The following is a 20,824-nucleotide window of genomic DNA, read 5'->3' on the forward strand; positions in this document are numbered from 1 at the left end:
CGATTTTTAACCGCCCGGGCTTTACCCGCCCCACCTCTTTTGTGGTATCAGGAGTACAGAAAACGGCGCCGCTGCAGGAAAAACACCCTCCAGTGTAGTATTTTAAAATATTTAGCGAACCTGAAGCAGAAATAATTTTCAGGAGGGTAAAAATGGCCGCTACAGAAACAACAGAGACAAGAAACCGCCTGCGGGTACCAGTAGACAGACTGCGACGCCGCTGCCACCCGGAAGAATTAACCTGGGAAACCACCTCCCAGGTAACCCCGCTCAAGGATTTTATCGGCCAGGAACGCGCCGTGCGGGCCATGGAGTTCGGCCTGGCCATGAACGCCCCCGGTTACAATATTTATGTTGCCGGCCCGCCGGGCACGGGTAAAAGCACCTATACCCAGGAGGTACTTGCCCGTCGCGCCTGTCTGAAAGCGGTGCCCAACGACTGGTGCATTTTGTATAATTTCGCTAACCCCGATCAGCCCCTAGCCGTCTCCCTGCCTCCGGGACGAGGTCAGGTCTTCAAAAGAGACATGGAAGAGCTGATCAGCGACCTGCGCATAGCCATTCCCAAAGCCTTTGAAGGAACGGATTACGAGCAAAACAAACAAAGTGTGCTTCAAGAGGTGGAAAACCAACTGCAGGAGGCCCTGGAGCAGCTCCGCCAGGAAGCCTCCAAGGCCGGTTTTGCCATGAAGCAGGGCCCCACCGGTTTCATGTTCCTGCCCTTGAAGGAGGACCGGCTCATGTCCCAGGAAGAATTTGAAGCGCTGACCCCGGAAGAACGTCGGGATATGGAAAACCGTGCGCGCGCCCTCCAGCAAAAGCTGGAAGAGATCGTCACCAGCGGGCGATCCCTGGAAAAAAGGGCCAAACAACGCATCCAAGCGCTGGAGAGGGAAATAGCCGGCTCGGCCATCGGCCCCCTGGTGGAACGGTTGCAGGAAAAGTACCGGGACTTCCCCCGGGTGGTGCGTTATTTGGGAGAAGTTGCCGAAGACATTTCCCGCAACCTGGATCATTTTAAATCCCCGGAAAGCCCCACGGTCCCCACTCCCCTTGGTTTTCCTATTGAAACCCAGGATCTCTTTAAACGCTACCAGGTGAACCTGTTTGTAAACAACGGAGAAACCCGGGGCGCCCCCGTGGTGGTGGAACCCAATCCCCATTACTACAATCTCTTCGGCAAAGTGGAATACCGCAGTTTTATGGGCAGCCTGAGTACGGACTTCACCATGATCAAGGCCGGGGCCATCCACCGGGCCAACGGCGGCTACCTGGTGCTCCAGGTCCGGGACGTGCTCGCCGACCCGATTGTCTGGGATACATTAAAAAAGGCCCTCAAAAACCGCCAGGTAGTAGTGGAAAACATCGGCGAGCAATTCCGCCTGGTCCCCACCGCTACCTTAAAACCAGAACCCATCCCCCTGAATGTAAAAGTAGTCCTCATCGGCAGCCACTACCTTTATCATCTCCTGCATGCCTTCGACGAGGATTTCCAAAAATTTTTCAAGGTTAAGGTAGACTTCGACACCGAGATGCCCCGCACACCGGAAAATCTCAGGCATTACGCAGCTTTTGTCAGTTCTGTTTGCGACCGGGAAAATTTAAAACACTTTGACCGCACCGGGTTGGCGGAACTAATAGAGCACGGGTCGCGCCTGGCCGCAAATCAGCACAAACTCTCCACCCGCTTTAATGAAGTAATTGAAATTGTATACGAAGCCGCCGCTTGGGCCGAAATGGAAGGGGCCACTTATGTGAGTGCACCCCATGTCCGGCGGGCTATTGAAGAACGGGTATACCGTTCCAACCGCCTGGAAGAAAAAATCCAGGAAATGATGCTCCAGAGAAAGATCCTGGTGGATACCGACGGCGCTGTTGTCGGCCAGGTAAACGGCCTGTCGGTACTGGATGTGGGGGATTATTCCTTTGGACGGCCTTCCCGGATTACCGCGAAGACCTTCATGGGCCAGGAAGGAGTAGTGAACATCGAGCGGGAAACCCGCATGAGCGGGAGCCTGCACACCAAAGGCATACTCACCCTGGCGGGATTTTTAGGCGATCGTTTCGCCCAGGACAAACCCCTGCGGTTGTCCGCCCGGATTACCTTCGAGCAGCTATATGAAGGGGTAGATGGTGACAGCGCTTCCAGTGCCGAGCTATACGCCCTGCTTTCCGCCCTGTCGGGACTACCCATCAACCAAGGGCTAGCCGTAACCGGTTCCGTCAACCAGCACGGGGAAATCCAGCCCATTGGCGGGGTAAACGAAAAAATTGAAGGGTTCTTTGCCGTCTGCAAGGCCCGGGGCCTGACCGGCGAGCAGGGGGTAATCATTCCCGCCCAAAACATAGATAACTTAATGCTCAAACACGAAGTAGTAGAGGCTGTTCAGCAGGGCCGGTTCCATATTTACGCGGTGAGAACAGTTGAAGAGGGGATTGAACTGCTAACCGGTGTACCGGCCGGGACCAAACAACGCGACGGAAGTTACCCGGAAAACACCGTCTTCCACCTGGTAGATGAAAAACTGCGTCAATACGCCGAGGGTTTAACCAGTTTCGGCCACGGCAACAGCTGCCCCAAAAGTTGCGGAAAGTAAAAGTTCATTTCCCTTGCCCAAAACATAAAATAGCTTCCCGGACGATTTTAGCCGCCAGCAGGGATGTGCGCTCCGTAGGGTCATAAACCGGGCACACTTCTACCAGATCCATACCCACCACCCGGCAATCAGCCAGCAGGTAAAGGGCTTGGAAGACCTCCTGGGGCGTACACCCCCCCGGTTCCGGCGTACCCGTACCCGGGGCATAGGCCGGGTCCAGGACATCTATATCCAAAGTAAGATAAAGCGGCCGGCTTTTGAGCTTAGTGCGAATTTGAGTTAAAGGCCGCAGGATTTCTCCTGGAAAGAAATGTGTGTTTGCCCGGCCGTAGGAAAACTCCTCCCGGGTTCCGGAACGGATGCCTAATTGAAAAACATTTTGCGCTCCGAGTATCTCCACCACCCGGCGCATTACAGTAGCGTGGGAGAGTCTTTCATTTAAATATTCTTCGCGGAGATCCGCGTGGGCATCTAAGTGTACCACTGCCAGATCAGGATAACAACGAAATAGAGCTTCCACCACCGGCAGGGTAATCAGGTGCTCCCCCCCGAGCAAAAGAGGAAACTTGCCGTCGGCCAGGATAGTGGCCACCGCGGCACCAATACGCCCAAGGCTTTCCTGGACCCGCCCCGGGGGCAGGACAATATCTCCCGCATCATAGTAAGCATAATCAACCAGATCCCGCTCCAGGGCGGGGCTGTACTCCTCCAGCCCTACACTCACCTGGCGGATTTGGGCCGGGGCAAAACGGGTCCCCGGACGGAAGCTCACTGTTAAATCCAGGGGAGCACCCAGAATAACTACAGAGGCACGCCTGTAGTCATCGGTACTCCCCATAAATGCGCCGCTTTTCTCCAACCCTTCCGCAAGCATGAAGCTTTCCCCCAAAAGGCTGTTAACCTTGTTCAACCAGCTCCGCCACAAAGGGAGGCAACTCAAAGGCCGCCCGGTGGATGGCCGGGCTGTAATACTTGGTTTTCAAATCGGGTAACTCCAGCACATTTACCTGCCGGGGGTCGTATTTCTTGCTGCCCATGGTAAAGCTCCACAAACCACCGGGGTAAGTGGGAACACAGGCTAAAAACAGCCTGGTGATGGGAAAAATGCTCCGGATATCCCTGAATACACGGGAGATGATGTCCTGGTTGAAAAAGGGAGATTCGGTTTGGGCAACAAACAGGCCGTCTTCAGTTAGTGCATCATGGACATCCTGGTAAAAGGCCTTCCCGAAAAGGCCTTCCGCGGGACCCACGGGGTCGGTGGAATCCACAATAATCATGTCATAGGTGTTACGGTTTTCCTTCACATGCTTGATGCCGTCGTCCACAATAACCCGCACCCGGGGGTCATCCAGAGCACAGCTGATTTCCGGCAGGTACTCCCTGGCGGCGGCAATCACCCGTTCATCAATCTCCACCAGGGTGGCCTGCTCCACTGAAGAATGTTTGAGGATTTCCCTGATGGAACCCCCGTCCCCTCCACCGATGACCAGCACCCGGCGGGGGTTGGGATGGGTGTTCAGACCCACGTGGGCGATCATTTCATGATAGACAAACTCATCCTTCACGGTAGTCTGAATGACGTCATCCAAAGCCAGCATGCGCCCAAACTGGACCGTGTCATAAACGGCCAGGTGCTGGAAAGGCGTTTTTTCTTCGCACAATACCTTTTTCACCCGGCAGCTCAGTTTCATGTGGTCGGTCTGCAATTCAGTAAACCAGCAGTTCATCTCCATACCCCCAGAAAAATTAATACCACAGCGGTACGGCCGCCAGGGCGCAACCGATTTTTTCCACCCGGTGCTCGGTGGCTGCAATCTTCATGTCCGCCAGTTTCATGCCCCGGGAGGCAAAGGCTTCCCGCAACATAGCCTCAATGCGCGCTTCGGCTTCTTTTTGCGAGCATTTACCCGCAAACTCCATGATCACGCCAAAGGTATCCTCCGAAAAACCTATGCCCACGGCCGCGGCAATCAATTCTCCCGGAACCTCGCTGATGATGTAACCGTAAGCGGTGGGCACCAGGGAACCGGGAGGAATTGACAATTCAGGGTCGTACTCCGCTCCGGGAGGCAGAATACTGCTAACCCGAATCAGATTAATATTTCCGATACGGCCGGCCAGAAGGGCATTGTCAAATGCTGTCAATTCGCTGTGCCCCTCAGCACTGGCAGCGGTGAGAAAAAATTTCTTTGGGGTGGGCAACACGGCAAATTCCCCCTTTCTATGGTCTTAACCAAAAACAACAAGTTATATTATAACAGAAGACATGAAAAAATAAACTATTTTGTTAACCAGAAACTTATACCATAATTTCCCTGGTATGAAAAAATCCTCCCGATTACATTCTAACCATCGAATGATGAAACTTGTAGTCGAGGAGGTCACAATATGGCAAAAACAGTACTGGCAACTTTTAGTGCGCGGGAATCGGCGGACAGGGCAGTTGCGGAGCTGCGTTCCAGGGGTTTTGACCGCGAAATTTCCGTGGTGGCCAAAGAGGATGTAGCCCGCGGGGGACGCCGTGCCGACGCCGGTCCAATGATGGGCGGTGACCCGGTTGCCGATGGGACCGCTACCGGAGGGGTGCTGGGTGGCCTGGCCGGTCTGGTGGCCGGTGCCGGAGCCCTGGCTATCCCCGGCATCGGACCAATAGTAGCCGCCGGCCCCATTGCAGGATTGCTCTCCGGCGCTGCTACCGGGGGCATTGCCGGAGGATTGATCGACTGGGGCATCCCGGCAGAACGGGGACGCTACTACGAAGAAAAGGTCAAACAGGGCAACATCCTGGTTTCCGTACGGTGCGATGATAACAAAGCCAATGACGCAGCTGCGGTTTTGCGCCAGTTTGGCGGCCAGGACGTAGAAACCCACTAGAATTCCAAGGCGGGGGGAATCAACCCCCTGCCTTTTCTTTTATTTGCTCGTAAAGTGCTTTAAAGACGAGGGCGTCTTCCACCTGGCGATCATAGGATTCGCAGATAATGGTGGGAGTGAGATTTCTTTCCACGATCAGCCGGGCCAAAAGGCTGAAATCGGGACCAAAACCATCATCCAATGTGGTGCGGTGTCTTTTTTCCCCGGCTTTGGTGAATTCAATGGGGCTGAAATGAATATGCAGTTTCTGAACCGCCTCTTTGCCCAAAAGGCTTTCAACCCGATCTAAAACGGCTGCAAAATCCTCTACCGTTTTCAATGCCCCCTGACCGGCCGCATGTAAATGGGCAAAGTCCACGGCCGGCACCACCCGGGGGTCCAGGGTACAAAACTCCAGCACCTCGTCCAGATTCCCCAGTTGTGCCGGTTTGCCCGCCGTTTCCGGCGCCACACGGATATCCCCCAACCCCATTTCCTCCGCTACCGCTAGAATCTCCAGCAAGAGCTCCCTGGCCCTGGCCATAGCGCCGGTTCTGTCCTTTCCACCTCCCGTTCCCGGGTGAAAGACCACCGGGGAAGCCCCCATCCACTGGGCGGCCTGCATAGATTTCAGCAAGTGCATCTTTGTTTTTTCCCTGAAAACAGGATCAGTAGTCCCTAAAGTAATGTAATAGGGGGCATGAACGCTTAAGAACACCCCGTTTTCCCGGGCCACTTTCCCAAGTTTCCTGGCCGTGGCTTCTCCGATATGCACTCCCCGAACACACTGATATTCATAGGCATTAAGACCCTGCCCCCTTAACCAGGCGGGCATGTCCAGGGAACTTTTATACCCCTGGGCCTGAAAGGATGGCGGGTTTCCTGCCGGCCCGAAACGTATGCCCATCACAATACCCCTTCCCCTTGCCAAAGATCAACACTTCTTCTCCTGAAATTGTACTTGCCTGTCGTTTGCACGCGTTCTCCGGTGACCCAGCACTCACCGAGTCAGGATACCTACGCAGGCATTTAAACTGAATATAGTTGGCAATCATCTCATCAGAAAACTCTGGTTGTAGTGAGTGCTGGGCAGGTCAAAACTTCTACTTGTAAAAAAGCAGTGGCCAGTAATTTCGACAACAGCTGCCCTTTTCCTCCCCGAAAAAAGGAAAAGTTTAACCATTATTTATTAGAGGTTTTTTCCGTTAGAGGTAGAATTATTCATATATTCCTTATATAGTATGATATGGTATCAGGAGGAGTAGCCATGCTCAAGCGAATCATTTTTCTGTTAACCCTCTTTTTGTGTCTCTGGCTTTTTTACATAAAGGGACTGGTGCCGGTGGTACCTACATCCTGGTTAAAGGAAAAACAGGAGTTTTTAGTTTATTTGCAGGAAACAGAAGCTCGCACCCTGGACCCGGCGCGGGCAGACGACCTGGCTTCCGCCCGCGTGCTGGCCAATATCTTCGAGGGATTGGTACGGCTCAGGACGGGTACGGAAATTGAACCATGCCTGGCCACACGCTGGGAAGTTTCCCGGGATGGGCGGCAGTGGACGTTCTATCTCCGGCCCAACGTAACCTTTCATGATGGCACTCCTTTTAATGCTGAGGCGGTAAAGTTTAATGTCGAGAGGTTGCTCAATCAACAAAATCGTTATACTTACGCCGCTTTTACTTACGGTATGGTCCAATCGGTAGAAGTGATAGACTCCTTAACTGTACGATTTAATTTAAAATACCCTTATGCTCCTTTTCTTTATAACCTGGCCATGCCCGTGGCCGCTCCGATGGTCAGTCCCCGAGCGGTGCAACAGTACAAGGAGGAGTTCTGGAAACACCCTGCCGGAACGGGTCCATTTATCTTTCAACAGTGGAAAGAGAACAACGAAATAATTCTTGTAGCCAACCCCCGCTATTGGGGGGTTAAGCCATCCATACCAGGAGTAATCTTCCGTACTGTTCCTGATCCAAACATGAGAGTAAAACTCCTTTTATCCAGAAGCGCCCAGATCAGTGAAGGTATTCCCCCGCAAGGGCTGGCAGCCTTAAAAAACAAGGGGTTCCGGGTGATCAATACACCCGGTCTTGACATTAGCTACCTGGGCTTTTATACCAATAAGGGTCCATTTCGTGACGCAGTGTTACGCCGGGCGGCCCGGCAGGCCTGTGACCCCCAGGAACTGGCGGAACGATTATTCCCCGGGCAAACAATCATGGCCAGAGGCCCCCTGCCTCCCGGGACACTGGGTTATGAACAAACTCCCGAACCGTTGTCACCAGAACCCGAAAGGGCCCGCCGGGATTTAATTGCCGCCGGCTACACCCCCGGGTTGCAAATTACTCTTCTGGCCTATGCCAGTACTCGCCCCTACAACCCCGCGGGGGGAGAAAGACTGGCCCGGGCTCTGGGCGAACAACTTGAAAGGGCCGGTTTTTCCTGTTCCATTAGGATTTACCCTTGGGACGAATTTAAAAAAGCACTCTTCCGCCAGGAAGGAGACGCCTTTATTTACGGGTGGACGAGCGATAACGGTGATCCGGACAATTTTCTTTATACGCTCTTCTCTTCGGCACAAACTGCCAGCGGTCTTAATACCACCCGTTATCGCAACCCCCGGGTAGACACCCTGCTCATTACTGCGCAACAAACAGTGGACAGCAGCCTTCGGGCACGGCTTTACCGGGATGTTCTCCTGTACATCAAGGAGGATGTTCCCATGGTATTTCTCCACCATAGTTTACACACGCTCGTTGTCGCTGATAATGTTCAAGGTGTAATAATACGCCCCCACGGAATACCTTATCTGGGAAACGCACAAATAAGCGAATAACTTTACAATTTGTATAATACCTAAAATATACCAGTTATAAAGCTGGAATTTTTCAACCATACTATGGCTGAAAAGCACAATCATTTTGAGGAGGAGTGTCAAGTGCACCGGATCGTCCAAATGCAGCAGCAAATCCAAAGATTAAGGGATGAAGCAAACTCCATCAGCCAGCTCTGCAACCAACTTCAGCAACAGCAATTACAACGCCTCACTTTTCTCGCCGGCCAAATGCAACAGGATCTGAATAGCCTGAGCAGTATGGCCCAACAAATTAGTTCCACAGTTCAGGCCCAGGGTCAATTCGGGCAAACCGCAGGCGGCTACGCCGTGCAATACGGTGTGGGACAGACAGGAGTTGGCGGATATGCCCAGGGTTATCAACCCTTCACCGGCCAGTACGGTCAGGCTGGCGAACAATTTGGCACCGCCCGCTTCGGAACTACCGGCACTGGGGGTTATAACATCAGCCAGTACGCAACACAGCCCACTAGTTACGGCAATGTCTCCGGATATGCCACCCAGGGCACTACCGGACAATTCGGTGGTTACCAGACCGGCCAGCAATTCGGTGCCGCAGGACAGTACGGTGGTTTCCAGCAACCAGGCCAATCCGGGTTACAGGGCGGCGGATTCCAAGGTAGCATTTATGAGCAGGGCAATTACTCGCCAAACTACACCGGGGTAATATCAAACAACTAAAATTGACGGTTTAACGGGGTCCCAATAAAAGGCCCCGTTGTTATTTTTTTACTACAAAAGTAGGATCTTTTAGACACCGTCTACCTCTTAACAATTTTTCCTGGAAATGTATAATAGGTATAAGAATTGATTTTGGGGGGGAAATCTTAGTGAAAACACTGCGGGACGGTGCTTCATACAGTCACCGGGAAGTGGTGGACTTGCTGGTGGAATTTTCTGCCTTTAAAGACCGCGTGGAGAAGAAGTTTAAAGAACTGGCTAAAGAACTTGATGGCAAAAATAACGAACACGAACTGTGGGTGAACCTCTACCTCATATCCACGGACTATGCGGAAGAGCAATACAATAAAAAGCAAAAACAAGAAGCTATGCAAAAGGTTTCATAAAACACACCCTACCCTCACGGGTAGGGCTTTGTTTCAAAACTTCCCGCCCAGGAAATAATAAACCTGGAGGTGTGGAAATGTTCAAAGCAGATACAAAGAGAAACCCTTCCACCTGGTGGGCCATACCTGTGGGTTTACTCATGGGTGCGGGCTGGTTGTCCCTGGCGGCCTACTTCATTTACAGCTTTATCCAACCCAGAGATTAGCCACAGGCGCGGGACGACAATTTCTCCGGCTCAGAATTTAAACCCCTTGTAACAAGGGCGTTTTCATGGTATAATGCAAATTGCCGTGGGGGCATAGCTCAGCTGGGAGAGCGCTAGAATCGCACTCTAGAGGTCGTGGGTTCGAGTCCCATTGCCTCCACCAGGAAAATCAAGGCTTTCCGGGGTTTTCTGCGCCCCGGAAAGCTTTTTTACTAACGTTTTGCAAACATTTTGCTAACCACCGCGGACGGTACTCTCTCCTTGCCCATTCTTTTTGCCAAAAAGTAGACTGTCTACACTTCTAGCCGCTTCTTTTTGTACTCTAGGCACCACATGGGTGTAAGTCTCCATCAGTGTCTTGGTATCGGCGTGTCCTAAACGAGCGGCGGTTATCTTCGGGTGCTCCCCCGCTTCCAACATTAAGTTGGCATGTGTGTGGTTTTCCTAGCATGCAATTAACCGGGCTTAACAAGCGAGTATTACGGTTCTGCACTTCCATCTTCCAGGATGAGCTCGGGCATGTCGTTTTTTGGTGAGTTGACCAATTTCGAAACGGGGTAAACATGAAGCTTTCCCTCATAGGGGCGGAGAATTTTCCTCAAGGCGTTAAAATCTCCAGTCTCAAGCCACTCAACGTACTCTTCCTCGTCGCTAAGTATGACAGGCATCCTGTCGTGGATCTCCTTTATGGATTCACTTGCCTCGGTAGTAATTATTGTAAAAGAAAACACGCTTCCTTCTGGGGAATCCCACCTGTCCCAGAGACCGGCAAAGGCAAACACCTCTTTGCCGGGAAGCACTATCCTGTAAGGGGTGCTCTTTTTTCCCTCTCTTTTCCACTCGTAAAAGCCGTCGGCGGGAACGAGGCACCTTCTCCGGTATCGCAAGGAGTCCCTGAAAGAAGGCTTTGTCAAAACAGTTTCAGCCCGCGCGTTGATGAGTTTGCTCCCAATTGAGACGTCTTTCGCCCAGTGAGGAATAAGACCCCAGCGCATAGCTTTGAGAAGCCGCCCGGATTCCTCTCCGACGATTACAGGGACGGCCTGCCCCGGCGCGATGTTATACCGCGGAGAGTACGGGATATCGAACGGGACGCAGAAGGTTTTGCTGATTGTTTCCGGAGTAGCAGTTAAAGTAAAGCGACCGCAGATGATGAGCACCCCCTCCGTGGATAGTAAATTTCCCGCCGCTAAAAAGAGGAAAATTTCAACAACGCGGCCTTCTTTATCACATCCTTCCCGTACTTTTCCCTCAGTTCATCTATTTTAAATCCAATTCGATTTCTTTCTTGGCGCAACAAAATTTATATTTTTGGCAGCTACCACAAGGACAAGGGCTATAAGGATCGATAAGATTTCTTTGCTGCTTTATTGCTTTTTTGGGATCCGTAATGTCTTCAATCGCTTCAAACCCTATGATATAATCTAACCCATAAGTACCACATATCTCAGCAACTTTCCTTGCTCTCTCTTCGGAATTGACCTTCACAATAACTGGGCGCTGCTCTGATCCTAATAGTGGCATTAAATTCATCACTCCTTACTTTTCCTTTCCTTCTCCAAATCCCGGAGCCTCTCCAACACATCATCCCGGTGGGTAACGTTTTTTCTAACGCCAGGCGGTAAATGCTCTCTGCTTTATCGTAATCGCATGGGGCCTTGCTGTCCCGAAACAGCCAGTACATGTTTCCCCAGCCGATGTACGCCCAGGCGGAATCGGGGAATTCATTCACCAGAGCCTGAAAAGCTTTTTCTCCTTGTTCGACTAGACCAAGGGCGAAGTAAGATTCCGCTTCCGCCCTCTTCATGTTTTCGATGATCAGCCTCTCTGTTTCCGGAAACAGAGAGCAAAACTCCCGGCAGTATTCTATCCTCTTCTCGTAAAAGAGGTCAATTTTCCCTATACAAGGTTATACATTAGTTGACTAAATATAACCCTGTACCAAGGTACTCATTGTGCAGATGGCATTGCCACCGACGGCTACCTCCGTCACCGTCTGGCCCGACTTAAACCCCAGAAGGGGAAGCCCCACATACCTGCAAAGCAAGTATGCACCTGGCAGGCTTGTGGCTTTAAGGCGGCACTCCAGCGTTTTTCCGTCCCGCAGAACAAACTTCCTGCTTACGCAAGGAGTTGCCTTTTGGGCACATACCGGAGGGGGGAGTTACCCCGCCTACCTGCCGCCCCCGCTCTCCCCTTGAACGGTTACTAAACCGCGAACGTTGCTCCATCCGGTCGGATACCCTGCTCTTTTCTATCACGGGCGCCGGCTTCCCAGGAAAGCCGGGCATAAGGCAGGAACGGCAGGCTTGAAAGTTTATGCAACTTTTAGCTTCGCGTAGGTCAGGTAATTTTCGATTGTCCAGCTCTTTTTATAATCACCGTTTTTCCTGGCTTTTTGGCGGGCGGCCTTGACTATGCCGAAAAGCTTGCCCCAGGTGGAAAGGTGCGGCTGTCCTTCCTTCGGCGCCAGCAGCCTTTTAATTTCCCTGGGCAGCTTTTCTTTGTAGCCCAGTGCCCGCCTGGCGATGACCAGAGCAGCGGCCTGGTGGACGGCCAGGCCGTAGGTATCTTTATACTTGGCAAACCCGATGAAGGAAGTAAACTTCGGGTTTACCGTAAAAACTGCAATCCCTTCTTTTCTTAAACGGATGACCAGGTTGGTGAACATGGCTTTATGCGAAAAGTTGTGGCTCATACGGTTGAAGAAGCGGTTGGTGTCGTGGTCCTGATTGAAAAACAGCTCCTCTAACGCAACCTGGGTGACGCTCTGTTTCTTTAACCACCAGGCAATTTCTTTACAGAGGCTGCCGATGATGTGTAGTCTTTTTTCGTGGCTCACGTAGGGCAGGTCCGGACAGGGAAAATTGCGCGAAATCAGGTAGTTACCGTTGGGGTGAACGATGGTTACCGAAATGACCTGCAGATTCAGGTCTATCCCGGCCATTTTTAAACTCCGGTCAACTTCTTTGGCATCTTCCAGGGAAAAGGAAATGTGGCAGAAAAACCGGTTCTTTTTGCGAATGACCTGTACCGTGTACGGCCTGCCGGTTGCCAGGTGTTCGGCCAGGTACTTCACGTAAGGGGCAGGAATAGACAGCGGCAGTGTCACCCAGTCCTCATCCCGGCGGGGAATCCCCCGGCCCAACTTTACATCTTCATCGTTCGGAGGCAAATAAATATTCAGAAAGAAATTCTCCCCGTCGAAGAAGATTTCCGTATTGGCGTTGCCCTGCTGGCCTCTAAGTCCTTTCTGATTAGCCTGGCCAACACTGGTAAAGGAATTGCTTCGTAGTTCTTTCCACTCTTCTTTGGAGAGCCTGCCTTGGGTCAAGGCGATGAGGTTTTTCTTGCCGCCGAAGACGGCGGGAGGAACAGTGCCTTTTTCTTTGTGTGATTGCCAGTAAATCAGCTTGTTTTTCAATTTTTCTATTCTGTTTAAAATCCCCTTGCGGTGAGGAGACTTTTTAGTCCGTTCCAGTTTCTCTTCGGCTTTTTTGATTTTTGCTTCCAGGTCGTGAATGTACATGTCGATGAGCTCTTTCTGGGAGCGGATGGTGTCTCCCGCTTCGGCATAGGCCCACTGGCACCAGCGGGCGTTGCGGATGAATTTACTCTGGAGGGAGGAAATAATTTCTTCTCTCTTCACTCCCCGGCGGATGGCCTGGTAGGCGGTGCGCTTGGCAGCCTGAAAGACGCGCATGAAATTAATCAGGATTGCTGCCAGGCGCTCGTCCACGGTTAATATGCCTTTTATAGTGAACATATTATTCGGCTTTTTCGGCGGCTTCAATGTCCTTTATGGCCTCCCTTACTTTTTTTCGGAACTCTTTACTCCGGTGGCCGTACAGCTTGGCAAGAATAGCTAACATGTCAGCAACAAGCTCTTCCTGAAGGGATTTCGGTTCTGCCCCATTGACGATTTCTATCCGGACACCGAAAGCGTTGAGGTATTTTTCGATGTAATTGTAGCCGAACCGGGCCAGCCTGTCTTTGAATTCGATTACTACCAAGTCGATTTTCCCTTCGCGAGCCATTTTAAAAATCCGGTCGAGGCCTTTTCTTTTTTCGTTCAGTCCTGAACCCTGTTCGGCAATGACTGCTTTTATCTCGTAACCCTTTTCCTGGGCATATCTTTCTAAACGCTGCTTTTGGCGTTCCAGATTTCCTTCGCCGGCCTGCTTTGCCGAAGATACCCGGGCATAGATTACGGCCCGAACACCCTCGGGCTGATTTTCTCCCAAAAGGCGAAGGACCTCGCTTCGGGCGTAGCGCCTTTGACCGGAAGGAGTGCGGATGGCCTTAATTTTACCTGCTTTCTCCCACCGGCGCAGAGTTATGGGTACAACGCCCAGAATTTCGCAGACTTTCCTCATTGGTAAATAGACTTCCAGATCATGTTTCATGAGGTAAGTATATCATTGTATAGGGAATATGTCAACTGTTGACAAGACCGGGTCTTTTAGCCCCGCGTTACTCAGTTCCATCTCCAGGTCCTGGCACCAGTTAAAAAGGTTCTGCAGCCCTGAAAAGACTTTTTCCGCGTCATTGATGGACTTCATCTCCGGAGTAAAACGTTTTTTCAGGTGCTCCCACACTTCCAACCATATCCGGCAGCCTTCTTCCTCTTTTCCTTCGCTGCAGAGACGGTACCCTTCCTGCATCATGTCGTCCAGTTTCTCGGAATTAATCATGTGTGGGGCCAACCTTTCCCAAAGGACAACGGCGGCCATCCAGGGGAAGTCCTGGTCGTAGCCTTTCGCGGTAACTTTATTGGTCTTCCACCAATGTTCGGCCAAATCGCATACTGAATAAAAGTTTTCGACTTCTTTAAGAAAGCTTTCTTCGGTTACGTTTATTCCGAAGTCACGCAACTTTAAGATGATCTCTTCTGTGGTAAAAGAGCGGACCTCATCCAAAAACCAGTGCTTTTTCCTGCTCTGACCAAGGCAACATTTCTTATATTTCTTCCCGCTCCCGCAGGGGCAGGGGTCGTTTCTGCCGATTTTAGGCAAAGTCATCCTCCTCAACATCTTATCTGTTCCCTCTGTCAGTTTACGAAGGGACAGCTGCCCACAAATCGAATCATTCCACCTGGGAAACTTTCCATACGCCAACAGCCTGCTCCCAGCTGACACAATTGCATGCCGTCACGCAAAGAACACCTGAAATTTTATAACACTGCTGCGAGTTCATGATCAAATCCCGGCGCGGATACCTCTGAATTTATTCAGGGGAGGAGCGCCGGCTTACCCTCCTTTCTGGGAAGGAACATTAGACCCTTAGCTCTCTCTACTATTTGCAGCCGGTCGGGAACAATATTGACCAACCTATGACCGGTTTTTAAAACACGGGCGTTCAGCCTGCCGCTGGAAAGCAGGGTGTCCACCCGTACCAGTTGGTTAGTTTTCTTATCCCGACAGAGGTCCCCGCGCTTTATGCCCGCTATGTTCTGCCAGGGGTGGCGATAGCGTTTGAAGACACCGCCCTTTTCGGGTTCCGACAGGTACTGCTGGCGAACAGCACGCTGGCGGGGACGAATTTCGTAACCAGAAATATCTGGAATGTAGACACTTTGTCCGTAGGTGCCCATAGCGATGGCGTCGTTGATGTGGGTCTTAGGCAAGTTAAGGCGCTCGCGCTCTTCTTTGGTCTGCCAGCCCTTCTGAATGACTACCTCCGGGATGAACTTTTTGATTTCAGATACAATGTAGTTTTTGGCCGCGTTGATGAAGGCCGCGCCTTTAAATTCTCTCCCGGGCGATATGTCGAGTTTAAGCTTGCCCAGGGTCACCAGACGGTGGCACTTTTCGCACAGCGCAACCAGGTTGTCCGGGTTGTCGGTACCGCCTTTGGCCTTCTGTTTGAGATGGTGGACCTCTTTAATTTCCGCCCCGCAGTTTATGCAGCGCCTATCCCGGTGCTTGACGTATTCCTTAACGTTTTTAAATCCCTTCTGGCGGCCGTTTTGGTAGTCTTCGGGTTTAATGTCCGGGTCCTGCATTTTATGGGTGTCGAAACTGCCTGCTTCGATGATTGCCCTGGTTATTGGGGCGTATTTGGCCAACACTTTGAGCACGTTGATCAGCACGTCGGCCTTCGCTTTTATCGTAGGCGGTAGCCAGCCTTCCGGGCGGCGCCGGTTGTCGAAGCGGGGGGCGCGGTACCTGATGCGGTAACGCCTGGCCCTTCTCCTCTGCCGGCGGACGACCAGCACCTGGCCTTTTGTGGGCTGGTTTATGTAGCGCCGGTGGGTGATTTCGCCCTGGAAAATGATTTTATCGTTGGACTGCAGGGCAACACCGCCTTTCCTAAAACCGGGATCGAGTTTGACGGTCAGGTTCTGAGTGTATTCCGTAGTCTGGTAGGTCAACTGAATAGTAAAAGGGTTCCTGCTGACGATTTTAGCCTTTTTTTCTTTGAGCAATTTTCGCGCCTTGGCTGCATGGGTGGGCATTAAACGCTTTCCTGTTTTGCTTAAAACAAAGACGTACATGGGGTACGTAAGCCTCCTTCCCATCCGGGAGTGACGCCCCTTTTCAAGGGCTGCTGCCTCGTCCATGTTGGCGGCCGGTACACCCGCCGGGCCGTTTCGCCCTCGCTCTCACGGTTGTCTGCACCCGGCAGTCGCAGGGTCCGGAACTGGCGCAACATCCCGGAGTGCGTCCTTGAACTCTTACCGCCAAGATAGGGCTAACTGTAGCCTCAAAAGACATCTTGTTGCCCTCGGACTGGTCAACCCGGCCTGCTTTCGTAATAAGCAGGCCCGTCACCAAAGTGGAAAGTGTGAGATTAACCTATCATGCTTCCCACTTTAGTGGGGAGTAGTTGACTTTATCTTTGCCAGTGCCCGGTTCACTTCGTTGATATAGAAATATTCCGGGTCAAACTTTCTCCCGCCCGTGTCCTTTTCTGCCCAGACCAGGTAATCGTTGTACTCCGGGTGCCCGGGATCACGGATTATGCGCAAAAATTCTTCATAACCCGAAACTCCGCCGACATCCTCCGGTGGCCTGTGGCGGGCACCGGCTACACATACCGGATAACGCCGTCCTTCCTCGACCGGCATGATTGTCTCCAGGATTACATCATGCCGCCAGTTATCCCCAAAGTCGTAGGTATAGACGCATTTTTTGCGTTCACTGAGAAGAGCGTCGATCTTTGTTCTTTTGGCGTTCAGTTCTTTTGCGCCTCCGTACAATTCTCCCGGGGCATAATCAGGGTCGGGAATGTGAACCACCACATCACCGAAGTCAAAATCAAACAGGTGGTAGTCCTGCCAGCCAAAGGCGGCCTGGATGATTTTGTGCAGCTTGTAAAAAGTAATGCCTGCCGGCACCAAAACCCGCCTCCAGATGGGTGGTTCGATTTCCTGTAACGTTATTTTAAGCTGATATACCACATTTGATCCCACATAATCCACCGCCTTTCTTTTTTAAAAAATAACGAGGTTGCCGAAAGGATTGAATACCAGAGTTCAAAGGAAAGTACCGGACCTGACGTGGTGACAGACGGGAAGAGATTCTCCTGGGAAGAATTCGGCAGGATGGTTTACATCTTTGAGGGATGGAATTTTAAGTTGGTTTTCGAAGACGACTAACAAAAAGAGTAAGGTCCCCAAGCCTCTCCCTTACCGCCGGGTTGTACAGCCCCGCCCCAGCGTAGAGCCAGTCCACCACGGCACGGAAGCTCCCCCCGGTGTAGCACAAACACCAGGTCTCACCTGTTACTGTAGCTATCAGATGGAGCTTCCTTGGCAGCCAGCCCGCCCCAACAGCTATAACCCGGTTCATTTCCTCCAGCAGGGGCTGGCTGCCGTACACCCTTAACCTGGGCGTAGGCATCCTCTTTTTCCCGGTGCGGGCTACATCTGCCGAGGAGTGCAGTTCCACCCAGGCCCGTACGAAGCCCCTGTCGTCGATATTCCCGCACGGATACGGCCTCTCCGGGGCCTTCCTGGGCGCCCACCCGTGGCGCTCCAAAAGATTCCTCACCGCAGCTACGTCTGCCGCGCGCGTTATCTTCAGCCGCCACTGGTTCCCGGTCCTGGAGTAGCTTTCGTGTCCTTCCGCCGTAACACCCAGGTATTTCCGCACAACGTTCACGTACCAGCTGTCTCGGTGGCGTACCCAGTAGCCCTCTCCGGATGTGGAGGCGGTTCCCCACAACACCCCCAGCACGTAGGCCCCAATGTCGGTGGCGGTGTCGAGAATCTTTACCGGGCCGGGCTTTCGTTTCCTGTACTGCAGATCGGGCATCCCGGCCTCCCGGAACTTCCGCGCTATGACGCGGGCCATTGAGGGGCTAACGCCTAGCATAGCAGCTATTTCCGTATTGCTTAGGCCCTGTTTCCGCCAGGAGAGCCACTCGGAGGCAATGACGGTGCAGCCTTTGACGGTAAGGGTGTGTTCTCTAATAGTGCCCACTCCATTACCCCTCCTGAAGCTAATACGCCTGCTGAAGTACAGCGGCGGCTTTTTTGTACCTGGGAAGGAAAAGACCATACGCCTGTACGTTCGGGTTGCCGAGGGAGAGCACACCGGAGTCAGGCGCCCTGGGCCTGATGGTGCTGCTCAGCTTTTCAATGGTAATGTTCTTCCCGTCGGACGTAAAAACCACGGTGCCGTCCCGGTCGGTCCGGTAGACATGGATTCCGGCATTCGCCAGTTTAGCCAGCGTCTCTTTATGCGGGTGGCCGTAGTCGTTCCCCGCGCCAACAGAAATGACGGCGTATTTCGGGGCCACCGCCTTCAAAAAAGCCGGGGCAGTGGAACTACTGCTGCCGTTGTGCCCTACTTTGAGCACGCTTGCCTTCAGGTTCGCCCCGGAGGCCAACATTTCTTCTTCCGACGAGCTTCGGCGTCTCCTGTCAGAAGAAATGCCGTACTGCCGTACTGTATCCTTATCACGACGGATCAGTTGTTCAAATCCTCATAATTAGCCGAACGGGGCATGGCGTTATCGTGAAGCATGGCGGCTTCGACGAGAAACTTCGGATCCGGGTGAAGATAGCTAACTTTATCCGCCACTTCCAGTGCTTTGCGGGCGACCGCTTTCCCGTGCTCAACCAACAGATGGTAAAGTTCAGTTCCCGGGTTATAATATTTCCGAAGAATTTTCAAGGGTGCTGCAATCAGCACTTCTAACATTTCCATCATACTCCATTTAATCCGTTGGCCAAAAACTACGCTCTTTCCAGATAGCGTTGCAGATAGCTTTCGATGTACCGCTTGACCTTTTCATAAGGCTGATAAATCCCGAAATGCCCCTCGCAGAGGATATCAGGCTTGAGAGCCAAAAGCCTTCGCATCGATTGTTCCCAGGCGGCCAGATCCGAGCCCCAAGCGGGATGAAACGGACCGTGGATGTCCTGTCCGAAAAGAATCCTTTTCCCTCCGAGGTCAACGTAAGGGGAAATTCCTCCGGGAGTGTGGCCGGGCGTATGGAGAAAGACTAGTTTGAGACCCCCCAGATTCAGGGTTTCTTCATCGCCCCGGAGAACAACGTCCACCTCCACCGGCCTGTACTTCACGCCGTAATAACTTGCCGCGGTCAGCGAGACATTTTTCCCTTCCACTGCCGGGAGTTCATGCTCGTGGGCCACTACTTTGGCCTGTAATTTTTCCTTAAGATAGGCCAGCCCTCCCGTATGGTCAATGTGGCCGTGCGTCGCCACCAGATATTTCACTGAAGCGGCGTCAAGGGCAAGCTTCTTTAGGTTGCCGATCAGGTCGGGGGCACTGCGGCCCAACCCGGCATCGATTATGGCCAGCTCACCGCCACCGTCGAGAAGGTAAACGCAGCAGTCCTCCGGGGCGGTAATTTCCGGACCGCCGATCTGGTAAAGGCCGTCGCAAATTTTAAACGGTTTCACTATAAATCCCTCCAACCGCAAACATGGGGGCACTGTGTTCCTGTTATGGATTTGTGAAGTTTTACTCCTCCTTCACATTACCCAAGTTGTCAACCCAATAGATCCTCAGCGGCAAAGCCCTGCGAAGCCAGGAAATGCGTGAAGCCAGTCTTTCGTATGTAGGAAAGCCATGGGGCAAGGCCAATGCAAGTTCCACCGCGGGGTTCTCGCTTCGGTACAGAATGACGTCAAATACTGCCTGGGCGAAATAATGGCGGGCCTGTGTATAGGAGTTGTTCTCCGGAAACCCTTTGACCGAGACCCATAATTCCCGGTCCTCCGGCGTAACCGCAACTATGTCTTTCCCCTGCGACCTGGACGCAGTGTCCGTAACGCTCCGGATGAAATAACCCTGGCCTGCCAGGTATGCAACCAGCTTAGACTGGATATTCCCCTCCCAGTACCAGGAAGGTGTAGTCTTTGAATCCTTCTCTTTTTCGGATGAAGTTTTGGTCCGGGTGATGTCAGCTATATCCAAATAGTTAGCGTAATTCTCTACCCCTTTTTCAATCCAACTAACTATTTTGATTCTCGCACAAAAAGCGCACTCCCCTTGTCTACGCCTGATCTTTCCCGAATTTGCCAAATAGGTACAGTTCTGATAAACTGTCTGACGTGGATTTATTCCAGTGATCCTGGCCAAGCAATCATCGCACACCGGCACGGCGGTTTCAGAGAGGGTCTTTAGTATACGTTCCCTATGAGTCAATCGTTACCCTCCTGTACATGACATAATCTTGCTAATTTTAGGAAAGAAACAAAACTGCTACAGCCATAAGTATGCGTGTCCCCCATGTTGGCGGCAGTATGGAGGGAAAAGCCGGTTCAACCCAGCCCCAACGCTTTCTTTTTCTCGGCGCACACTTCTCCCCAGTCGCACCCCTCGCAGAAAGCCGCCAGCCACTCTTTGGGCGTCTCCATCACTTTGGCCTTTATTTCATGCCACAGCACCTTTGACCCAACTTCGACACCAAGGTACGCGGCCGCTTCCGCATCCATTTCCCTGATTTCTGCGTCCACCCCAGGCTTGGCGACGCACTTTTCTCCTTGGAGCGTTGGGCAAGCCCGGCAGATGTCGTCCGCGCCTTGAACTATCTCTACTTCCTCGCCCTCCGTAGCCCTGCGCATTACGTTTTCCAGGTTTTCGACAAATTCTCGGTTATATCCCTCGCCCCGGTAGAAGTGCAGGCAAATTAAATGGTGTCCCCGTAGCCTGATCATGCTAATTACTCCCACCTTCTTAGCTAACTAAACCGGCCACTTCAGACCGTTTTGCCGACTATGGTCTTAAATTCCAAATAGGCAGGTTTCACCATGAAACGCATGTCCTC

23 protein-coding genes and 1 tRNA gene are annotated in these 20,824 nt (G+C 52.2%); 7 read left to right on the forward strand and 17 right to left on the reverse strand.

Features of this window, described 5'->3' with window-relative positions; translation table 11 throughout:
- Positions 1 to 152: 152 nt before the first annotated feature.
- Positions 153 to 2,597, forward strand: a complete 2,445-nt coding sequence (locus tag G7K71_RS02335; RefSeq protein ID WP_166343181.1) for a Lon protease family protein — start codon at positions 153 to 155, stop codon at positions 2,595 to 2,597.
- Positions 2,598 to 2,601: 4 nt separating this feature from the next.
- On the opposite strand, the gene speB is transcribed toward G7K71_RS02335, so the two are convergent.
- From speB to G7K71_RS02350, 3 genes are read right to left on the reverse strand one after another with little or no spacing between them, the layout of a single operon-like run.
- On the reverse strand, positions 2,602 to 3,471 hold the full coding sequence (gene speB, locus G7K71_RS02340) for an agmatinase (RefSeq protein WP_166345007.1): 870 nt from the start codon (positions 3,469 to 3,471) through the stop codon (positions 2,602 to 2,604).
- A 22-nt stretch (positions 3,472 to 3,493) separates the two neighbouring features.
- Positions 3,494 to 4,327 (reverse strand): polyamine aminopropyltransferase, encoded by an 834-nt coding sequence (speE, locus tag G7K71_RS02345; RefSeq protein ID WP_072870900.1) that lies wholly within the window; start codon positions 4,325 to 4,327, stop codon positions 3,494 to 3,496.
- A gap of 19 nt (positions 4,328 to 4,346) precedes the next feature.
- Positions 4,347 to 4,805: a pyruvoyl-dependent arginine decarboxylase gene (locus tag G7K71_RS02350; RefSeq protein WP_013822169.1), complete on the reverse strand. Its 459-nt coding sequence runs from the start codon at positions 4,803 to 4,805 to the stop codon at positions 4,347 to 4,349.
- Between the two features lie 183 nt (positions 4,806 to 4,988).
- On the opposite strand from G7K71_RS02350, the gene G7K71_RS02355 reads away from it, so the two are divergent.
- Complete coding sequence (locus G7K71_RS02355; RefSeq protein ID WP_166343183.1) at positions 4,989 to 5,474, forward strand: hypothetical protein; 486 nt, start codon at positions 4,989 to 4,991, stop codon at positions 5,472 to 5,474.
- 19 nt (positions 5,475 to 5,493) lie between these two features.
- Here the strand turns inward: G7K71_RS02355 and G7K71_RS02360 are convergent, their stop codons facing one another.
- The gene (locus G7K71_RS02360; RefSeq protein WP_166345010.1) at positions 5,494 to 6,360 is read right to left on the reverse strand and encodes a TIM barrel protein; all 867 of its coding nucleotides are present in this window, start codon (positions 6,358 to 6,360) and stop codon (positions 5,494 to 5,496) included.
- 360 nt (positions 6,361 to 6,720) lie between these two features.
- Here G7K71_RS02360 and G7K71_RS02365 point away from each other — a divergent pair, with 360 nt between their 5' ends.
- The 5 genes from G7K71_RS02365 to G7K71_RS02380 all read left to right on the forward strand — a co-directional run bounded on the left by G7K71_RS02365 (position 6,721) and on the right by G7K71_RS02380 (position 9,743).
- Positions 6,721 to 8,289 (forward strand): ABC transporter substrate-binding protein, encoded by a 1,569-nt coding sequence (locus G7K71_RS02365; protein WP_166343185.1) that lies wholly within the window; start codon positions 6,721 to 6,723, stop codon positions 8,287 to 8,289.
- Positions 8,290 to 8,391: 102 nt separating this feature from the next.
- Positions 8,392 to 8,988 carry a hypothetical protein gene (locus G7K71_RS02370; protein ID WP_166343187.1) on the forward strand — a complete coding sequence of 199 codons (597 nt, stop codon included), beginning with the start codon at positions 8,392 to 8,394 and terminating at the stop codon, positions 8,986 to 8,988.
- 149 nt (positions 8,989 to 9,137) lie between these two features.
- Complete coding sequence (locus G7K71_RS02375) at positions 9,138 to 9,374, forward strand: hypothetical protein (RefSeq protein WP_013822164.1); 237 nt, start codon at positions 9,138 to 9,140, stop codon at positions 9,372 to 9,374.
- A gap of 77 nt (positions 9,375 to 9,451) precedes the next feature.
- Positions 9,452 to 9,580 (forward strand): hypothetical protein, encoded by a 129-nt coding sequence (locus tag G7K71_RS19735; protein ID WP_279286267.1) that lies wholly within the window; start codon positions 9,452 to 9,454, stop codon positions 9,578 to 9,580.
- 87 nt (positions 9,581 to 9,667) lie between these two features.
- A tRNA-Ala gene (locus tag G7K71_RS02380) sits at positions 9,668 to 9,743 on the forward strand.
- Between the two features lie 316 nt (positions 9,744 to 10,059).
- Here G7K71_RS02380 and G7K71_RS02385 read toward each other — a convergent pair.
- The 13 genes from G7K71_RS02385 to G7K71_RS02440 form a co-directional block, all read right to left on the reverse strand.
- Positions 10,060 to 10,740, reverse strand: a complete 681-nt coding sequence (locus G7K71_RS02385) for an SOS response-associated peptidase (RefSeq protein ID WP_228292811.1) — start codon at positions 10,738 to 10,740, stop codon at positions 10,060 to 10,062.
- Between the two features lie 100 nt (positions 10,741 to 10,840).
- On the reverse strand, positions 10,841 to 11,116 hold the full coding sequence (locus G7K71_RS02390; RefSeq protein WP_207712593.1) for a hypothetical protein: 276 nt from the start codon (positions 11,114 to 11,116) through the stop codon (positions 10,841 to 10,843).
- A 781-nt stretch (positions 11,117 to 11,897) separates the two neighbouring features.
- Positions 11,898 to 13,373 carry a transposase gene (locus G7K71_RS18985; protein ID WP_207712594.1) on the reverse strand — a complete coding sequence of 492 codons (1,476 nt, stop codon included), beginning with the start codon at positions 13,371 to 13,373 and terminating at the stop codon, positions 11,898 to 11,900.
- On the reverse strand, positions 13,348 to 13,956 hold the full coding sequence (locus G7K71_RS02400) for an IS607 family transposase (protein WP_243174535.1): 609 nt from the start codon (positions 13,954 to 13,956) through the stop codon (positions 13,348 to 13,350). The genes G7K71_RS18985 and G7K71_RS02400 overlap by 26 nt, the downstream gene beginning before the upstream one ends.
- Before the next feature lie 42 nt (positions 13,957 to 13,998).
- The gene (locus G7K71_RS02405) at positions 13,999 to 14,601 is read right to left on the reverse strand and encodes an SEC-C metal-binding domain-containing protein (protein ID WP_243174537.1); all 603 of its coding nucleotides are present in this window, start codon (positions 14,599 to 14,601) and stop codon (positions 13,999 to 14,001) included.
- Between the two features lie 209 nt (positions 14,602 to 14,810).
- Complete coding sequence (gene iscB / locus G7K71_RS02410) at positions 14,811 to 16,076, reverse strand: RNA-guided endonuclease IscB (protein WP_166343191.1); 1,266 nt, start codon at positions 16,074 to 16,076, stop codon at positions 14,811 to 14,813.
- Between the two features lie 318 nt (positions 16,077 to 16,394).
- Positions 16,395 to 17,003: a plasmid pRiA4b ORF-3 family protein gene (locus tag G7K71_RS02415; RefSeq protein WP_313884866.1), complete on the reverse strand. Its 609-nt coding sequence runs from the start codon at positions 17,001 to 17,003 to the stop codon at positions 16,395 to 16,397.
- Between the two features lie 151 nt (positions 17,004 to 17,154).
- A complete protein-coding gene (locus G7K71_RS02420; RefSeq protein ID WP_166343195.1) occupies positions 17,155 to 18,006 on the reverse strand; it encodes a helix-turn-helix domain-containing protein in 852 nt (283 codons plus the stop codon).
- Positions 18,007 to 18,025: 19 nt separating this feature from the next.
- Positions 18,026 to 18,385 carry a ComEC/Rec2 family competence protein gene (locus G7K71_RS02425; protein WP_395858240.1) on the reverse strand — a complete coding sequence of 120 codons (360 nt, stop codon included), beginning with the start codon at positions 18,383 to 18,385 and terminating at the stop codon, positions 18,026 to 18,028.
- Between the two features lie 110 nt (positions 18,386 to 18,495).
- Positions 18,496 to 18,729 (reverse strand): hypothetical protein, encoded by a 234-nt coding sequence (locus G7K71_RS18990; RefSeq protein WP_207712820.1) that lies wholly within the window; start codon positions 18,727 to 18,729, stop codon positions 18,496 to 18,498.
- 35 nt (positions 18,730 to 18,764) lie between these two features.
- Entirely contained in the window at positions 18,765 to 19,454 is a 690-nt protein-coding gene (locus tag G7K71_RS02430) for an MBL fold metallo-hydrolase (protein WP_166343197.1), read from the reverse strand.
- A gap of 61 nt (positions 19,455 to 19,515) precedes the next feature.
- Entirely contained in the window at positions 19,516 to 20,202 is a 687-nt protein-coding gene (locus tag G7K71_RS02435; protein WP_166343199.1) for a hypothetical protein, read from the reverse strand.
- Between the two features lie 116 nt (positions 20,203 to 20,318).
- Complete coding sequence (locus G7K71_RS02440; protein ID WP_166343201.1) at positions 20,319 to 20,714, reverse strand: DUF1284 domain-containing protein; 396 nt, start codon at positions 20,712 to 20,714, stop codon at positions 20,319 to 20,321.
- Positions 20,715 to 20,824 lie beyond the last annotated feature (110 nt).

It is taken from the genome of Desulfofundulus sp. TPOSR, from assembly GCF_011393055.1.
Classification (GTDB): domain Bacteria; phylum Bacillota; class Desulfotomaculia; order Desulfotomaculales; family Desulfovirgulaceae; genus Desulfofundulus; species Desulfofundulus kuznetsovii.